This window comes from Companilactobacillus musae, assembly GCF_003967595.1.
Lineage (GTDB): Bacteria > Bacillota > Bacilli > Lactobacillales > Lactobacillaceae > Companilactobacillus > Companilactobacillus musae.
Genome location: NZ_BIFW01000005.1, coordinates 44688 through 60825 on the forward strand (window position 1 = coordinate 44688; position 16138 = coordinate 60825).

At 33.5% G+C, this 16138-nt stretch carries 16 protein-coding genes; 10 read left to right on the forward strand and 6 right to left on the reverse strand.

The window, feature by feature from the left end; all coding sequences use genetic code 11:
- The first annotated feature begins 17 nt into the window (after positions 1-17).
- The 3 genes from LAB100_RS07915 to LAB100_RS07925 all read left to right on the forward strand — a co-directional run bounded on the left by LAB100_RS07915 (position 18) and on the right by LAB100_RS07925 (position 1604).
- Positions 18-917, forward strand: a complete 900-nt coding sequence (locus tag LAB100_RS07915) for a helix-turn-helix domain-containing protein (RefSeq protein WP_119326638.1) — start codon at positions 18-20, stop codon at positions 915-917.
- A 137-nt stretch (positions 918-1054) separates the two neighbouring features.
- The gene (locus LAB100_RS07920) at positions 1055-1243 is read left to right on the forward strand and encodes a hypothetical protein (RefSeq protein WP_119326639.1); all 189 of its coding nucleotides are present in this window, start codon (positions 1055-1057) and stop codon (positions 1241-1243) included.
- A gap of 79 nt (positions 1244-1322) precedes the next feature.
- Positions 1323-1604 carry a LasU family protein gene (locus LAB100_RS07925; protein WP_119326640.1) on the forward strand — a complete coding sequence of 94 codons (282 nt, stop codon included), beginning with the start codon at positions 1323-1325 and terminating at the stop codon, positions 1602-1604.
- 37 nt (positions 1605-1641) lie between these two features.
- Here the strand turns inward: LAB100_RS07925 and LAB100_RS07930 are convergent, their stop codons facing one another.
- The 3 genes from LAB100_RS07930 to LAB100_RS07940 all read right to left on the reverse strand — a co-directional run bounded on the left by LAB100_RS07930 (position 1642) and on the right by LAB100_RS07940 (position 5106).
- The gene (locus LAB100_RS07930) at positions 1642-1848 is read right to left on the reverse strand and encodes an SLAP domain-containing protein (protein ID WP_126322032.1); all 207 of its coding nucleotides are present in this window, start codon (positions 1846-1848) and stop codon (positions 1642-1644) included.
- Positions 1849-2083: 235 nt separating this feature from the next.
- On the reverse strand, positions 2084-3571 hold the full coding sequence (locus tag LAB100_RS07935) for a MutS-related protein (protein ID WP_119326642.1): 1488 nt from the start codon (positions 3569-3571) through the stop codon (positions 2084-2086).
- Positions 3568-5106 (reverse strand): MutS-related protein, encoded by a 1539-nt coding sequence (locus LAB100_RS07940; protein WP_119326643.1) that lies wholly within the window; start codon positions 5104-5106, stop codon positions 3568-3570. Before LAB100_RS07940 ends, LAB100_RS07935 begins: the two co-directional genes overlap by 4 nt.
- A gap of 284 nt (positions 5107-5390) precedes the next feature.
- Between LAB100_RS07940 and LAB100_RS07945 the strand changes: the two genes are divergently transcribed.
- Positions 5391-6047: a histidine phosphatase family protein gene (locus LAB100_RS07945; RefSeq protein WP_119326644.1), complete on the forward strand. Its 657-nt coding sequence runs from the start codon at positions 5391-5393 to the stop codon at positions 6045-6047.
- Between the two features lie 105 nt (positions 6048-6152).
- Here the strand turns inward: LAB100_RS07945 and LAB100_RS07950 are convergent, their stop codons facing one another.
- The 3 genes from LAB100_RS07950 to LAB100_RS07960 are packed head-to-tail and all read right to left on the reverse strand — an operon-like array spanning position 6153 to position 9511.
- Entirely contained in the window at positions 6153-7106 is a 954-nt protein-coding gene (locus LAB100_RS07950; RefSeq protein WP_119326645.1) for a DHH family phosphoesterase, read from the reverse strand.
- Positions 7107-7162: 56 nt separating this feature from the next.
- On the reverse strand, positions 7163-8014 hold the full coding sequence (locus LAB100_RS07955) for a metallophosphoesterase family protein (RefSeq protein WP_119326646.1): 852 nt from the start codon (positions 8012-8014) through the stop codon (positions 7163-7165).
- A 45-nt stretch (positions 8015-8059) separates the two neighbouring features.
- Positions 8060-9511: an APC family permease gene (locus LAB100_RS07960; protein WP_119326647.1), complete on the reverse strand. Its 1452-nt coding sequence runs from the start codon at positions 9509-9511 to the stop codon at positions 8060-8062.
- A gap of 622 nt (positions 9512-10133) precedes the next feature.
- On the opposite strand from LAB100_RS07960, the gene LAB100_RS07965 reads away from it, so the two are divergent.
- The 6 genes from LAB100_RS07965 to LAB100_RS07990 all read left to right on the forward strand — a co-directional run bounded on the left by LAB100_RS07965 (position 10134) and on the right by LAB100_RS07990 (position 15943).
- Positions 10134-10886 carry an ABC transporter ATP-binding protein gene (locus LAB100_RS07965; protein WP_119326649.1) on the forward strand — a complete coding sequence of 251 codons (753 nt, stop codon included), beginning with the start codon at positions 10134-10136 and terminating at the stop codon, positions 10884-10886.
- Positions 10887-10896: 10 nt separating this feature from the next.
- A complete protein-coding gene (locus LAB100_RS07970; protein ID WP_119326650.1) occupies positions 10897-12687 on the forward strand; it encodes an FtsX-like permease family protein in 1791 nt (596 codons plus the stop codon).
- Between the two features lie 377 nt (positions 12688-13064).
- Positions 13065-13802, forward strand: a complete 738-nt coding sequence (locus tag LAB100_RS07975; RefSeq protein ID WP_119326651.1) for an amino acid ABC transporter ATP-binding protein — start codon at positions 13065-13067, stop codon at positions 13800-13802.
- A gap of 12 nt (positions 13803-13814) precedes the next feature.
- On the forward strand, positions 13815-14642 hold the full coding sequence (locus tag LAB100_RS07980; RefSeq protein WP_119326652.1) for a glutamate ABC transporter substrate-binding protein: 828 nt from the start codon (positions 13815-13817) through the stop codon (positions 14640-14642).
- Positions 14639-15277, forward strand: coding sequence for an amino acid ABC transporter permease (locus LAB100_RS07985; RefSeq protein ID WP_119326653.1), 639 nt, complete (start codon positions 14639-14641; stop codon positions 15275-15277). Before LAB100_RS07980 ends, LAB100_RS07985 begins: the two co-directional genes overlap by 4 nt.
- A 12-nt stretch (positions 15278-15289) precedes the next feature.
- On the forward strand, positions 15290-15943 hold the full coding sequence (locus LAB100_RS07990; protein ID WP_119326654.1) for an amino acid ABC transporter permease: 654 nt from the start codon (positions 15290-15292) through the stop codon (positions 15941-15943).
- The last annotated feature ends 195 nt before the right edge of the window (positions 15944-16138 follow it).

Here is a 16138-nt window from a genome sequence, read left to right on the forward strand (position 1 = left end):
AAGGGGAAGTGAAGAAGATGAGCTTAGCAAATAATATTGTCAAATATCGCAAGAAGAATCATTTGTCTCAAGAAGAGTTGTCTAAGTCTTTAAATATATCAAGACAGTCAATCTCCAAATGGGAAACCGGAGAAAACCTACCTAGTATTAACAATTTGATCTCTTTGAGTGGCATGTTGAATATTTCTTTAGATGAATTAATAACTGGTGAGCCTTATTTACATTTTCCATTTGATTTTGGAAGACCCCAAAATAGAAAGCCAGTTTTGGTGATGCTTATTATACTTTCTATCATTGGATTTATCAGCTTTGAATCTATACATGGAAGTGTATTATTAGAAATTTTGAATCTGATGATGATTGAATTTATTTTTTATCTTTTAATTATTTATATATCTCCTATCGACTATAAGAATTACTATAACTATTGGACCATAGGTCGTTCTGGAATAAAGTATCCGAGTATTAATAGAATTGATAAAAGCGTTGTCAAAGAATTAATTATGCCAATAGAAGCTCTATTACATTTACGAAGAACAAAATATTTATCTTATAAACAGATTAAGCAAATGGAAATTATTTTGGATCTCTACGATATGGCACCCAAATCGATTATTTCATTTGATTGGTATTTTGCCGGATACAGTCAATTAATGCAGGAAAAATTTTACTTAGAAGTTACGACTATAGATAACGAAAAAATTGTCTTGAATTTAAGACAATATTATTGGAAAGAGTCTAAAGAGCATAAGATGTTACCGACCATTATTTCTTTCCTACAAAGAAAAAATTTTAGATTTGTTGATAAACAAGGTATTACAGATATAGTAAAAGATAAAAATAGTATTTTGATTAATGACCTTTATGATAAAAGAGATTCTTTAAGAAGGAAAAGAACGGATGTTTCTAGCAAATAATATTTTTAAGCATTGTAAGAAGAATCGTCTGAATACTTGAAATATTCATTTACTAAATTGACTTCAAGTCTGATGATTATCAAGCTAGGCTTCTCGGTTGTAATAGAATATGATGGTTCTAGAAAGAAGTGAAAAATATGGGTGCAGAATTAATTGGAATAGTTGTCATTTTGATGGGAATATATCAAATTTATATTGGTCGGAAAACCTATTATAATATCAAGAAAAATGTTAAGAATCCTCAACCGTATGTTTTCATGGGTGTTTATTTTTCTCTGATAGTTGGAATTATCTTTTTAGTCTTTGGTGCCTTTTTGATTAAGTAGTAGATAATTTCGATAAATTGGTATCTCCATTGATCTTGAAAGTTCATAATTAGGCCAAATAAATCAATGGGGAAAGAAAATGAAGAGAAGATTAGAAATTTTACCAACAATTTTATTGTTACTAGTGTTTATATACAGCCTTTTTCAGAGATTGAGTGGTAATAGTTGGACAAATTTGTTTGTAATTGGTTTGACTGGATTGTGTGTTTATACACCAGTAATTATATTTATCGATGGAGTTACAAGAGCTTTCCGATATCCAAAGCCACTTCCTAAGGGTGATAAATTATTTTTTACATATATGATTTCTCTAACGATTGTATTTATTTGTTTAGCTATTTATCTGATGGCTCATAATTAAAAATAGATCGGTAACCAAAGCGGTTACTGATCTATTTTTAATTTACATAGTTTAAATGAGTTTTAATACCATTCTTTTCGTGAATAACGGTCCTTACACGTTGGGAAGGTTTAAAGTACTGATTGTTGCCAATTTTCCACCATGATTTTCCATTGATTTGAACTTTTTGGGCTTTCCAATTTTTCATACCCTTTTTGTTGTAGGTTTTGATAGTTTTGGCAGCGACCATTTTTTTGTGGTTCATTTTATAAATTTTATATTTGTATGAATCACGTTTAACTGGTTAAGCGATAATTAATGTTTCGGTATTGTTCTCGGTACTTGCAGATACAGTAGTTGTTCCTACTGGAATAAGACAAATGCTCAATAGAATAGAAGCAATTATTTTTTTCATCTCAAACTCCCTTAACTTTTATTATCAAACTTGTTTCTAGCGTTATCGTATCATGGGAAGATTCCTAAAACAAATGGAACTAGGATCAATTATTGTTAGTTCCGAAAATCCGATCATATATATCAATACCAAAGCTGGTTTTGAGTGGGTAACCCTTGAGTAATTTAAAATTACGATGTCCATTTTGATCTCTCTCAGGTCTGAGAAAGATTGGATTTACATCGTCATTTAAATCTAATAATTTAGTAAATTCAAATTGATGAGTTACAGATATTACGGTTGTACTGCTATTTACTAATCCAGAAACGATTTGAGCATTGATTTGAGAACCTTCGTGTTCATTTGTAGATGAGAAAGATTCGTTCATTAAAATTAGACTTTTGGAGGTTATATTTTTGACAATATTAGACATACGATATAGCTCATTATCTAACTTTCCACTAGTTAATTCGGAGTCTTCTTCACGTTTGAAATGTGTCAAAATTCGACTGTAAATAGGAGCCTGATAGCTGTCAGCAAAAACGAACATACCGGAATCCATCATCAATTGAGCTTGACCTAGACTTCTCAAAGTAGTGGTTTTTCCGCCTTGATTAGTGCCAGAAATTATAACAAGTGAGATATTGCCAGTTAAATCGTTGCCTACAATTTTTGCATGGTTGGAATCGTTTAATAGAAGAACTACGTTTTTTAATTCTTTAATATCAGTCATTGGAGCGATTGTCGGATAAGTGATTTTAATGTTAGTTAGGGCATTCTTGAGACGAACGTTTCCTAATAAAAATCCCATTTGAAATTTTAATTCATTAAAAAAATTTTCAAATTCATATTTTGTATTAACAACTTTAGTGGCTAAGTTTAGATCGGCTATATTATTGTAATGTCCTAGAGCATTGCTGCTGTCATCATCACGTTCGGGGATAACAAATTTGATTTCGTTTTTTTCAAAACGTATTTTCATAGAACCCATCATATCGCTAAGTCGATTGGTTTTTTTATTGAAATCTAAATCTGAAACATCACTGCCAAAATTTTTATTTAATTTGACGGGAAAACTGTAAGTATTATTGGTGACGATAATATCAATTAAATCATGCATAGCGGAAAGTGATTGTGGAGAAAAAGTATTTTTAAGCCGACCAAAAAAGTTTTGAAAATTTCTAGATTGCCAGTCAACGTTAGAAAAAATTTCAATTTTAGCGATATATTTTAAATAAATATCAATTTGACGAGCAAAACTATGTAGCTTGTATGAAGCAGAACCAGAATCTAAGGTCCAAAATTCGCTACGAACAGTTTTGATAGTTTCAACAATAATTTGGTATAAATCGTGAATTTCTTGAGAGTGTTTCAAGGCATCTTTAATAGCCGCCTGACGATAAATAATATCTTCAGCTGTATTTAAAGGATTAAACCAAATCTTTAAAATGGTTTGATTGAGAAACTTATCTTTATCAGACATAATTTCCAAAATTGGTTTTAATTCCAAATCTTCAAGGACATCTTCTTGAAGATCGTTGAGTTGAAATTTTGATAAATCGAGGTCTTTTTTTGAAATCAAGTTAGTTTTCATTTTAATAGTTCTCCTTCAATGTCAGATTGGCTCAGCCGGTACTTTTTCAATAGAATATCGGTATATGCTTGGCCATTTAAATTTTCAGGAATAACTTTAAAGGTACGTTTAGCATTAGATGTGACTTGGCTCATTAGTGTCTGTACACGTGAATTTTCACCCAATGATTCTAGAAAAGTAACATAAATCCCAGTTGCATGTTTTTGATCTAATTCTTTTAGAATACGATTACCTAATTCTGTGGCATCTTCTTCAGATGTGGAGGAAAAAAGTTCATTTAGAATTACAAAACTGTGAGCATCAACTTTTTTGGTGATTTGATACATACGATCAATGTCAATTTCTAATAAACCACTGAGTTTATTGCTGGATTCCTGACGATCAAAATGAGTAAAAATGTTTTTCCGAGTTTTGATTTTGGCGGAAGTACCAGCAATGGCGATTCCTAATCTTGCCAGATAGAAAATTTGTCCAGTCATACGGGCATAGGTGGTTTTACCGCCTTGATTAGGTCCTGAAATGATAAGAAATGGTTTATTGGGATTCAAAGTAAATTGATTGGTTATTATTTGTGGATGATCAGTCCTTTGTATTAATTTAAGGGCAAGATTTAAATCGAAACTATTAATAACTTTTTCACTACCGTCATTGGTAAGAATAGGGAGAGTGAAAGAAAGATCAGTTTGTGTACTAATTATTCTTTCAACCTTTTGCCAAGCAAGGAAAAAAGTAAGTTCCTGCACAGTATTTTCAATTAATTGATCGTGATAGCGGGAATATTGGTTGTAAAAATTACTTAACTCTAAGAATTGTTGTGGGTAGAGTTTAGACAGTTGGGTAATGATTGAGATTTGTAAATTATTCATGCTATAAGGAGAACGATTATCTTCCATTTTTACTGGGGAATCCATGTCTTGAATTGATTCAAATATAGGGGAGAAAGTCTCTTTAAAATTATCATTCATGCTTTCTTTGTGTTTGGGCGAGGATTCAACTGTAACAGTACGTCCGTTTAAATATAAACGATAATAAATATTGTTAAAATCCCGATTGATAATTGTAATTTTGCTTTTTATAGTCTTGATTTTGTCAGAATTTTGGTATTTCTTAAGATAACTAATGAATTTGCTTAAACCGCTGGAAGACAAAGATTTATTTTCTAGCTTTGAAAGAAGGGTATCAATGGCTTCAAATTCATTATCAAGGATATTAACTAGATTGTGTTCACGATAAGATTTAGGATCTAGTTTGTGAAGTTCAGTATGTTGTTGAAAATTATAGAGCATTTGTTTAGTGAAATATTCAAAAGCTTGATAGACTGATTCTTCTTGAAAGTCTTTAAATGTTTCCTGACGGTATCGAATTTCATTGTCATTTGTTAGGGGCTGATGATTAATTTTTCTAATGTCATAACCAGTCAGTTGATTAATTTTTGTAAATAGATCTTCTAAATTTAAATCCTGAAAAATCGGATCATCAGTTGGTAGAATTTGCGGTTGATGATTAATATCTTGAAAAAGTAAACTATCGAACATAATCAGACCTCCTGAAATTTTAGATAAAAAAGACGCCTACCTCAAATAAGGTAGACGTCGTCAAATTCTTATGAATTATTGCAGTGAACGTCATCACTGACTCTCTCTACATTTATAGTATTACTAATTAGAAATTACGACAATTATTTTGAATTTTACAATTTTTATTATTTCAGATCAACGGTCCGAATTTGCTTAATTAAAAATTCTAAAAAATTGTCTTTTATTTCTGACAAGATTACAATTCTCTTGAAAAATAAGTATCAAAATAGGAGTTGATAAGTATGGATATTTATTTTATCCGTCATGGAGAAACATATTTTAACCATTTGGGTAAAATGCAAGGTTGGTCAGACACTCCTCTAACAAAAGCTGGTCATGAAGAAGCCTATCGAATGGGACGGACTTTGGGCAATTTAGGTACGATAGCTGAAACAATCTATTGTAGTGATATGAACCGATCAGTTCAAACTGTTACTGAATTGAATAATGGTTTTAAGGCGGCAGGTGGTAAACCCTTTAAGATGGTGACTATGCCTGAACTAAGAGAACAATTTTATGGAAGTTTTGAAGGTCAATCGAAGAAAGAAACTTATGCTAAAATTTCTGGTAAATCTGTGGAAGGAACTTTAACAGAGATGAATGCGAATGAAATGCAGGATAAAATTGCTAAATTAGATCCTACTCATTTTGCTGAAACGAGTAAGGAGTTTTGGAGCCGCTTTGGAAGCGGAATTGAAAAAATTTTAAAGGCTGAAACAAAACCAGTAGTTGTAGTTACCCACAGTGCAATTTTAACGGCCTTGGTAAATATTTATGCACCAATGTTGTTAGATCAAATCGAACCTAATAATCTTTCTTTAACCAAGGTTCACTTTGATAGTGATGAATTTAAACCTAAGATTGTCTACTATAATGAAAGAGTCGAGCAGAATATTTAAGCGATCCATAAATAAAAAAGAACAGCGTCTGTTAAGAAATATTTGAGGTATGTAAAATATATACCTGCATTCTTAATAGATGCTGTTCTTATTTTTTAATTTGAGTTAACGATAAGTATTTTCTTTTTGTTTGTTTAAATTATCCATATCTTTGATCAAAGCATAAACTTCATCCATGCTGCCAACGTAAGCACCACTAGCAAGGGGATGACCGCCACCGCCAAACTTTTCAGCGATGCCATTGATAGAAACATTTTTTGATCTTAGATTTACTCTAAATTGATTTTGGTGTTTTTCGCTAACGACAATCCAGTTATTAACATTGTTGATACGTCCAATCAAAGGAACAACGTGGTCCAATTCACCGTCATCTAAGTTGAATTTTTCTAGAGTGTTTTTACGAATAATAATATAACCAAATCCAGAGTTGGTGATTTTAAGATTATCCAAAATGTAAGCTTCTAAACGTGCGACTTGAATAGACATTTCATCTTCATGTAGGCCTATTTCGGATATGTTAATTCCAGTTTTAGCCAATTTAGCGGCAATATTCAAGGTACGATAACTAGTTTCAGCATATAAGAAGCGGTTAGTGTCGCCAACGATACCGGCATAAAGACTATACGCACTCTTTTTGGAAATATTTAAGGGAGCTAATTTTTCAGTTAGAGAGTAGATCATTTCGGCACAGCTAGAAATATTTTCATCTACCCAATTGATATCACCAAAAGGATCAACATTAGGATGGTGATCGATTTTAATAATTTTAAGAGCTTTTTTGTAGTCACCATTATTGTCAATACGAGGTGAATTGGCTGTATCGACAGTGATCACTAAGGCATTTTGATAAGTTTCAGGTGAAACATTTTGCATGCTCCCAATCCAATCGAGAACGGGTAGATCAATTCCAGCGACATAGATCTTTTTTTGAGGATAAGCTTCACGCAGTATGATTGCTAAACCAGTTTGTGAACCAATCGCATCAGGATCCGGATTTTGATGTCTGAGAATAATAATTGTATCGTACTTTTCGATATTTTTTAGAATTTCATCAACCATATGACTACTCCCCAAGATTTATTGAATTATTTATAATGTTACCTTCAAACTAACCTTTATTTGCTTGATAAGTCAACAAGAAACTCCTTGGCCTTTTGACGATAATTATTTGCTTGATTAATTTTCTGAAGTTTAGCTTTATCGTGAGTAGATGCATGACCGGTAGTTAATAGTTCTTTATAAAGTGAAGGATATGGAAATCCTAATTGGTTAGCATTGTTTAATTCGGTTTGAATGTCATAAGTGATACGGCGGAAATCAACATCGCTGATTTTGTCATCTTCCAAACTTAATAAAATATAACTGGCATCGCGGTCTTTCATTAGACTAGGACGACTATACCAAGGTTGACCAACTGAACCTGGATTTAAAATCATTTGGCCTTCGGTGGTGTAACGCCACAATGGAGTATGAGTGTGACCATAAATGGCAACATCCATATCTGAGCCAATATCTAACTCGTCAAAATTAGCTTGTTCTTTATAAGCAAAAAGCTCATGACCACGGTTACTTGTAGGTAAATTATGAGTTAATGAAAATTTAATACCTTCGATAGTCTTTTGACCAGTCAAAGGTAGATCTTTAATTTGTTGAATTCTTCCGGAAGTAAAATGTTCCAAGTCATATTGAACTAAATTAGCAAAATATACTTGGCTAGGATTATCTAAATCAACACTTTGAGTTGAGATAACCGATAAAAAGGCAGTTTCCCAGTTGCCCATCAAGTATTGAGTTGTATTAACTTCACTTAATAATTGGAAACATTCTTCAGTAGATGAACCACCGATGGCAATATCTCCTATGGACCAAACTTCTTTAGCACCGTTTTTTTCAGCGTCATTTAAGACTGATTTTAAAGCGGTGATATTGCCGTGAACGTCTGAAAGTACTGCAATTTTTTGTTTCATGATGATCGCTCCAACCTTTTTTCCTTAGTGTACAACAAATTAAAATTAGTTAGTTTCTTTAGTTCTTTGATATCTAGCAAGTAAAGGCAAGATGATACCGATAGCTATCATTATCAATGGTTCGATGATATTCAAACTCAAAACGTGAGTCCAAGCAGCAGTACCTGGCTTTTCGTCTGTAGGGAAGATACCTAAAGTGGCAGCTCCGAAAGTAATAGCGAAACACCAAATACCTACTAAGATAGCGAAGTACTTATTCTTAATATAGGTAAAGTCTGACTTGAATTTATCGTCATGTAATCTGACTAGAATAAAGGAACTGAATAAGAAACAGGTTGTATATGGTGAAACAATCCCATTTAAATTCAATAGTTGATTAAAGATTGAATTCATGTTTGGCAAAGTAGCACTCAAAACCATGATTAAAGTACAGATACCAGTAGTTAACCAATAGCCATTGATTGGTAAACCACGCTTATCAGTTTTAGTTAAACCCTTTGGTAAGTACTCTTTGGCTGTATCAGATAAGAACATTCTGGTACCAGCATCTAGTAAGACAGCTAATTGAGCCATCATATACAAGGCTTGAGTAAGAGCAAATAAGTATAGGAAGAATTGTCCCATTCCAAACTCTTGACCCATGTATTGGAAAGCATAATAAGAACCATTCATTTTCAAATCATTTGGCAAGTGGTGGGCATTGAAGAAGACACCCAATGCAAATGATCCAAGAACAGTTAAAAATCCTGTCATGATTGCAAGCATCCACATAGCTTTAGGAAAGTCACGCTTACCATCTTTCATTTCAGTAACATATGGAGCCGCAAATTCTGATCCGTTCATCGCAAAGATAACTAGTCCAAATGTTGATAGATAATGCATATCAAATTTAGGAATAAACGATTTAATCGTAAATGGTTGAGTATGAGGCATGTTGCCTTGTCCCAAGTAAACGAAGGTCATAACCACATAAAGAATAGTGATGATAAACATTGCACCACCACCGATGATACTCAAAATTTGAAGAGAATTTCTCAAACGATGTTGAATAAAGATAAAAATGGTAAAGATGACGGCTGTCAATAGAGCAAACATTGAGTTACTCATTTTGTCTGACATTGAACTATTACCGTTAATCAACCAACCGAATGAAATCAAAGTTGAATTAGCAACATCGACAATATAAGGCAAACTTGAAACCCAAACAGTCCAAGCACAAATATAACCCCAAACGTTACCACCAGTGGCACGAACCCAAGAAGTAACGCCACCACCTTCTTCATTAAAAGTTGAACCAAGATGACCAACCATCATCTCATAAGGTACAACGAATAAAAATAGCATAAGAATCCAAGTAAATACGATACCTAATCCTTGGTTATGAAAGTTGTAAACAATGTCATCGAATCCGATAACTGTAACAAAATCCATTAAAGCAACAACAGGCCAGCTAATATAGGATTTTTTAGAATCCATTTCTGGCATTTTTTTCCCCATCGGAAATACACCCCTTAGTGTTTTAAATTTTAGAACATCTTTGCGAATCGACGTTCTAAAATATTATATCGCTTAATGTAACAATGACTTACAAAAATGTAAGAAATTGTAAGGAGAATCGAACGACCCAAAATGGTTTAGCCGTTATGATAGATATATCGAATGAAGAGTTATAAAGATTGTTTTAAGGATACCGTCGTCCGTGAAATCTCTGTGGACGCTGGAACGTGGTGGGCATAACTTGGAGCCAATGAAATTCGCATTGTCTTCAAGATTGAAATTGTTCTTAGTGGTTTCACCACTAAGAACAATTTCACCACTGAGCATCCACAGAGATTTAACTACCGACTAGAGATTGATTTCTATTATTGATGTTTAAATTTGCAGTGGTGATAGCAAATATAAAAGACAATACGCTAGTTCGGGGCAACAAAGAAAAAGGGTTCAGTAGTGAAATTCTACTTAGCTCACAAAGTGAGATTAGTAGAAGGCCGAGCTTGAAGACTATTGGCAAAGCCAAAAGGCTCCAAGTCGTGCCCACTAAGTTCCAGCCCAATTTTCTTTGTTGCGGAGAACGGCATCTTAATCAAACTAAAAATGCAATACGTGGAGGGAAGTACCAATGGAAAAAATAGTTGAAGTACAAAATGTTGAAAAAATTTACGGTAAGGCTGGAGAGAAACAGTTTAAGGCTTTATCAGATGTCAATTTTGAGGTGAAACCTGGCGAATTCGTAGGGATTATGGGTGCTTCAGGTTCAGGTAAAACAACGCTTTTAAATATTTTATCTACATTAGATACACCAACTAGCGGTCAAGTAGAAATTGCTGGTCAAGATATTACTAAATTGAATAATAATCAAATGGCTGATTTTAGAGCCAATAAAATTGGCTTTATTTTCCAAGATTTCAATCTTTTGGAGAATTTAACAGCTTATGAAAATATTGCTTTACCGTTAGCTTTACAAAATAAACCAGTAAAATCAATCAAGCCATCAGTAATGAGTATTGCTGAAAAATTAGGATTAACAGATATTTTGAATCACTATCCAACTGAGTTATCTGGTGGTCAAAAGCAACGTGTTGCAGCTGCTCGTGCCTTGGTACATCAACCATCAATTGTTTTCGGGGATGAACCAACTGGTGCTTTGGATTCTAAGAGTGCTAGAGCATTATTGGATACTTTGACAAAGATTAATCGTGAAGATAATGTTTCTATTTTACTTGTAACGCATGATCCATTCTCAGCTAGTTTCTGTGATCGAATTCTATTCATTAAAGATGGTGAGATTGGTCAAGAACTAAAGAAAGAAGACGCAACACGTGCTGAATATTATCAAGAAATTCTAGATTCATTGGGAACATTTGCGGAATAGGGAGGAAAACATGTTAAATAAATTAGCCTTGAGTGGCATCAAGCATCGAATGCGTGATTACACAGTGTTGTTCTCCGGTTTGATGATTGCTTCAGCCATCTTTTATATGTTTATGTCGTTAGCAACTAACCAAGCTTTCTTGAGCTCTAATTCACCAGCCGCGGCAACAAGTTTTATCTTTGGGTTCGGAATTGTTCTTTTAGCTATTATCACGATTGTTTACGTTAATTATGCGAATACATTCTTGTTAAGTATGCGTCAAAAAGAATATGGAATGTTCATGATGCTTGGTGCTAAAAGTAGTAAAATTTCACGAATGATTTTTATTGAAACTTTTGCTATTGGTGCCATTTCAACAATTATTGGTACTTTGATCGGTATTGTGGCTACAGGTTTTGTTAGTCGTTGGCTGATTGGGATGTTGGATATGCAAGTTAAACATTTCAGTAGTTTTTATTTACCAGCTTTAATTTGGACGTTCGTATTTTTCATTGTAATCTTTATGTTCTCAGCAATTAGAAATTCAGTTTCATTACGTCGAACAAAGGTTTTAACCTTGTTAAATCGGGACAGTCAACCAGTAAAAATTAAACGTAACGGCGTTTTAAAAGCTGTTCAAGCTGTTTTAGGATTAATTTTGTTAGCAATTGGTTACTTTACAATGTGGTTCTCCGGAAATAATCCTGGTGCAATTTATCTAGGAATACCTGTTGCTTTAGTAACTATTGTTGGTGGTACTTATTTAACAATTAATTCCTTTGTAACTGCAGTTATCTTAATGCTTAAGAGAAGAGTTAATTACTCACAAAAAGGTTTGAACAATTTTACCTTGTCGCAATTAAGTTTCAGAATTAATGATTATACTAAGATTTTATCTATGGTTTCAATCATGTTTGCCTTAGCATTAGGGGCCATCACTGTAGGTTTAGGTTTCAATAATCAAATTGACAATGTTGTTAATGGTCAGAATTACTATGATGTTCAAGTAACAAATCCGGATGCTGCTCAACAAAAGCGTTTGAAGGATTTGAATATTGATAAAAAAGTTGTTTATAACTACAAAACTGACGGCAAAAAAGTTTATTACCGTACTAGTGAATTTAAGAAGCAACCGATTGGATATTCTCAAATCAATGTTAAGACTATGCAATCTAAATTAGGTACAACTTCAGATATTAAAAAGAATTCTAACGCTCAATATGAGTTGATGAATACACGCTTACCAGAAACTCGTGGTATGCAAACGGAATTTGTTAGTGATCAGGATTACAACGCTATCAATTCTAAAGAAACTTCTACGGTTTTAATTAAGACTAATTCCTTTAAAGATAATTTATCTGAGATCAAAGCGATATCTAAAGCCGAGATAAAGAGTTATCCAGCTTTGAAAAATGCTGGAGGAGATAAGTATAGTGCTTATACATTGATTAATGGTTTCTTCTCTGGTTTGGAATTTATGGGATTCTTCTTAGGAATTGCCTTTCTAGCAATGCTTGCCAGTTGTTTAATGTTTAAAATCCTATCTGGAGCTAACGGTGATGTTAAACGTTACAATATGCTCTATAAGATTGGTACAAAGCAAAAGATGCTTCGTGCAACTATTAATAAAGAAATTGCTGTTTTATTCGCAGTACCAGCAATTTTAGGAATTATCCATGTTTTGATAGGTTTGCAATTATTCGTTAAGTTGCTTTACAAACCATATATGAATATTGAAATTCCTTTCGCTATCTTTATCGTGCTTTATCTAGGCTATTATTTCCTAACTAGATATCTTTATAAGAAGATTGTTTTGAAATAAAATACCTTGTCCCTTCCGAGGGACTGCGCAAGAAGGGTACAACCTTTCGTGCGCAGCTTCTCGGAAAAGAGAAGCACTTCCCCCTTAATAATTATTAATATAGAGATCCTCAACAATCTCAAAAAATACACACGTAAACTGAAGAAATGTGTGTATTTTTGCTTTGTTCAAAAATATTTTTTTATAAAATAAAAATAATATGGTTCTAAATATAACACTGATGTTATCGTGTTTATAAGCTAATACTTCAAAATTTTAAAACCGAACAATAATTTCACAAAAGAACTTTTTGTTGCTAAATTCCAAAAAAACAATTAAAATTTTCTTAATATAAAAAAGCATATTAGATAATTCTTAATAAAGAAAGGGGAATTAATATGTCAATGATTGAATTCCGTGACGTACAAAAATATTATGGCAATTTCCATGCACTAAAGGATATTAATTTGAAAATTGATAAAGGGGAAACAGTCGTTTTAATTGGTCCTTCAGGATCAGGTAAGAGTACTTTGGCTAGAACTGTTAATGGATTGGAAACAATTCAAGAAGGTCAGCTGATCGTAAATGGTCATGACATAGCTGACAAAGCGACTGATATCAACTTGATTAGAAAAGATGTCGGGATGGTTTTCCAACACTTTAACTTATATGCGAATAAAGATGTTCTTGAAAATGTTATGTTAGCACCAAGAATTGTTTTAAAGCTTAGCGAAGAAGAAAACAAAAAACGAGCTATGGCTTTATTAGATCAAGTTGGTTTGGCTGACAAGGCTCATAACATGCCTTCACAGATCTCTGGTGGACAAGCTCAACGTGTAGCTATTGCTAGATCATTAGCGATGAAACCTCGTTGCATGCTCTTTGATGAACCAACTAGTGCTTTGGATCCAGAAATGATTGATGATGTATTGAACGTTATCAAATATGTTACTAGCCAAGGCGATATGACTTCTTTGATTGTTACTCATGAAATGGGATTTGCGCAAGAAGTTGCTAATAGAGTAATCTTCATGGCTGACGGTCAAATTTTGGAGGACGATGCAACAGATAAGTTCTACAGTCATCCAACTAACGAACGTGCTAGACAGTTCCTAAGCAAGATTATTAAACACTAGGGGGATAAGAATATGAAAAGATTTAAATATCTAGCAACGATCATCACTTCTTTACTCTTAGTTCTGACTTTGACTGCTTGTGGTTCAAAACCTTTGTCATCACAAAATGTTTTGGAAAATGATAAAAAATCCAAAACAATAACTTGGGGTGTTAAAGCCGATACTAAATTGTTGGGTTTAATTGATGTAAAGGATGGACAAGCTAAAGGGTTTGAAATTGATCTTGCAAAAGCTATTACTAAAAAAATGCTCGGTAAAGACGCCAAAGCTAAGTTTGTTACCGTTACATCACAGTCACGTATACCTTTGTTAAAGAACGGTAATATCGATGCTATCATCGCTACAATGACTATAACGCCTGAACGAGAGAAGACAATTGATTTTTCAAATTCATATTTTGATGCTGGACAATCAATTTTGGTCAAAGATAACTCTTCAATCAAGAAGGTTGAGGATTTAAACAATAAAACAATTATCGGTGTTGTTGGATCTAACTCGGTTCAAAACGTTAAAAAGTTTGCTCCAAAGGCACAAGTTCTACAATTGCCAGATTATGCTCAAGCTTTGACTGCTTTAAAGTCAGGGCAAGGGGATGCTTTAACTACTGATAATGTTATCCTTGCGGGGATGGCGGTTAATAATCCTGGTTATAAATTACAGGGTAAGGCCTTTACGACTGAACCTTATGGTATAGGTATTAATAAGGGACAAGATGATTTTAAGAATGCTGTTAATAAGGCATTGAAGGAAGTACAACAAGACGGTACTTACAATAAATTAATTATTAAGTGGTTTGGTAATGTACCTGGATTCAACTATAAGGAGGTGCTACGCAAATGATAAATCTACTAACAAATAACTGGAGTGAATTCATCAGTGGTTTTGGTTGGACGCTTTTGTCTAGTGTTTTAGCACTGTTCTTTAGTTTAATTATCGGTTCATTGTTCGCCATTTTCGAGGTTGTCCCTAATAAGGCGGTCAGAATCATTGGAAACATTTATGTAGAAGTATTTCGTAACATTCCTTTATTGGTTATTACAATGTTCTTCTATCTAGTAATTCCTTTATATATCACTAAAATCAATGGTTTTACTGCGGGAACTATTGGTTTGACAATCTATACATCGGCTTTTATTGCTGAAACTGTTCGTGCAGGTATTAATTCTGTTGATGTTGGTCAAATGGAAGCAGCTCGTTCTCAAGGAATGACATTCTGGCAAGCAATGCGTTATATCGTTTTGCCTCAGGCATTTAAGTATGTTATTCCACCATTGGGTAACCAATTCGTTAATTTGGTCAAGAACTCATCTGTGCTAGCTTTCGTAGCTGGGTTTGATCTGATGTATCAAGGGAATGCTATTGCTTCACAAACATTTGAAACTGTTAATACATATATAATTGTTGGTTTGTTCTACCTAGTTATTACATTGCCAATCAGTTACTATATGCAACATCTAGAAAGAAAGTTAGCTTAGGAGGGGTAAATTATGCAAAATTGGATAAATGCTTATTCATGGATAAATATCAGATTTCTTCTCCAAGGCTTATGGATCACAATTTTGATCTCCGTTATATCGGTGATTTTAAGTTTTATTATTGGATCAGTCTTAGGGATTATCCGTTATTCTAAGATTCCATATTTTTCAAAAATAATTGGTTTTATAATCGATGTTATTCGTAACTTACCATTACTTTTGATCATTTTCTTCGTTTACTTTGGTCTACCAGCGTTTGGATTTAAACCTGATACGATTCCGGCAGCTATTTTAGCAATGACGGTCTTTGAGTCAATGATGATTGCTGAAATCATTCGTTCTGGAATCATGGCAGTTGATATAGGTCAGATGGAAGCGGCTCGAGCTATGGGTATGAAAATGCCTCAAGCAATGTGGCATGTTGTTTTACCTCAAGCTTACAAAAAGATGATTCCTGCTATGGTTAGTCAATTTATTTCGTTGATCAAGGATACATCTTTAGCAACAATTATCGTTGTGCCAGAATTGATGCAACACGGTCAAGTTGTTTATGGACAAGACCCTAATTACATCATTCCTGTCTTCGTAGCAATGGCTATTATGTACTTTATCGTTTGCTACGCATTGTCATTATTGTCAAAATTCATTGATCGTCGAATGGCATAAAAATAATTTTATTAGTTGACATAATAAATTAAGCCTGTTATTGTTTATGTCAATCAAATAAACACATATAAGTGTCTGAATCAATTAGTAATGTATCTGGGCGTAAGAAAGCCGGTGGTTGATGCGAACCGGTCAGGGTGCAATTATGAAATACCAGACATGACTTGGTTTTCCAAGCGGAATGAGAGGGCCGTT

Coding starts and splice junctions, on each gene's coding strand:
- LAB100_RS07940 (WP_119326643.1), bottom strand. CDS start 5,106: ATGTTCGATAGTTTACTTTTTCAAGATATTAATCATCAACCGCAAATT.
- LAB100_RS07965 (WP_119326649.1), top strand. CDS start 10,134: ATGGAAAAAATAGTTGAAGTACAAAATGTTGAAAAAATTTACGGTAAG.
- LAB100_RS07930 (WP_126322032.1), bottom strand. CDS start 1,848: ATGAACCACAAAAAAATGGTCGCTGCCAAAACTATCAAAACCTACAAC.
- LAB100_RS07985 (WP_119326653.1), top strand. CDS start 14,639: ATGATAAATCTACTAACAAATAACTGGAGTGAATTCATCAGTGGTTTT.
- LAB100_RS07920 (WP_119326639.1), top strand. CDS start 1,055: ATGGGTGCAGAATTAATTGGAATAGTTGTCATTTTGATGGGAATATAT.
- LAB100_RS07960 (WP_119326647.1), bottom strand. CDS start 9,511: ATGGGGAAAAAAATGCCAGAAATGGATTCTAAAAAATCCTATATTAGC.
- LAB100_RS07990 (WP_119326654.1), top strand. CDS start 15,290: ATGCAAAATTGGATAAATGCTTATTCATGGATAAATATCAGATTTCTT.
- LAB100_RS07975 (WP_119326651.1), top strand. CDS start 13,065: ATGTCAATGATTGAATTCCGTGACGTACAAAAATATTATGGCAATTTC.
- LAB100_RS07935 (WP_119326642.1), bottom strand. CDS start 3,571: ATGAAAACTAACTTGATTTCAAAAAAAGACCTCGATTTATCAAAATTT.
- LAB100_RS07950 (WP_119326645.1), bottom strand. CDS start 7,106: ATGGTTGATGAAATTCTAAAAAATATCGAAAAGTACGATACAATTATT.
- LAB100_RS07955 (WP_119326646.1), bottom strand. CDS start 8,014: ATGAAACAAAAAATTGCAGTACTTTCAGACGTTCACGGCAATATCACC.
- LAB100_RS07925 (WP_119326640.1), top strand. CDS start 1,323: ATGAAGAGAAGATTAGAAATTTTACCAACAATTTTATTGTTACTAGTG.
- LAB100_RS07970 (WP_119326650.1), top strand. CDS start 10,897: ATGTTAAATAAATTAGCCTTGAGTGGCATCAAGCATCGAATGCGTGAT.
- LAB100_RS07980 (WP_119326652.1), top strand. CDS start 13,815: ATGAAAAGATTTAAATATCTAGCAACGATCATCACTTCTTTACTCTTA.
- LAB100_RS07915 (WP_119326638.1), top strand. CDS start 18: ATGAGCTTAGCAAATAATATTGTCAAATATCGCAAGAAGAATCATTTG.
- LAB100_RS07945 (WP_119326644.1), top strand. CDS start 5,391: ATGGATATTTATTTTATCCGTCATGGAGAAACATATTTTAACCATTTG.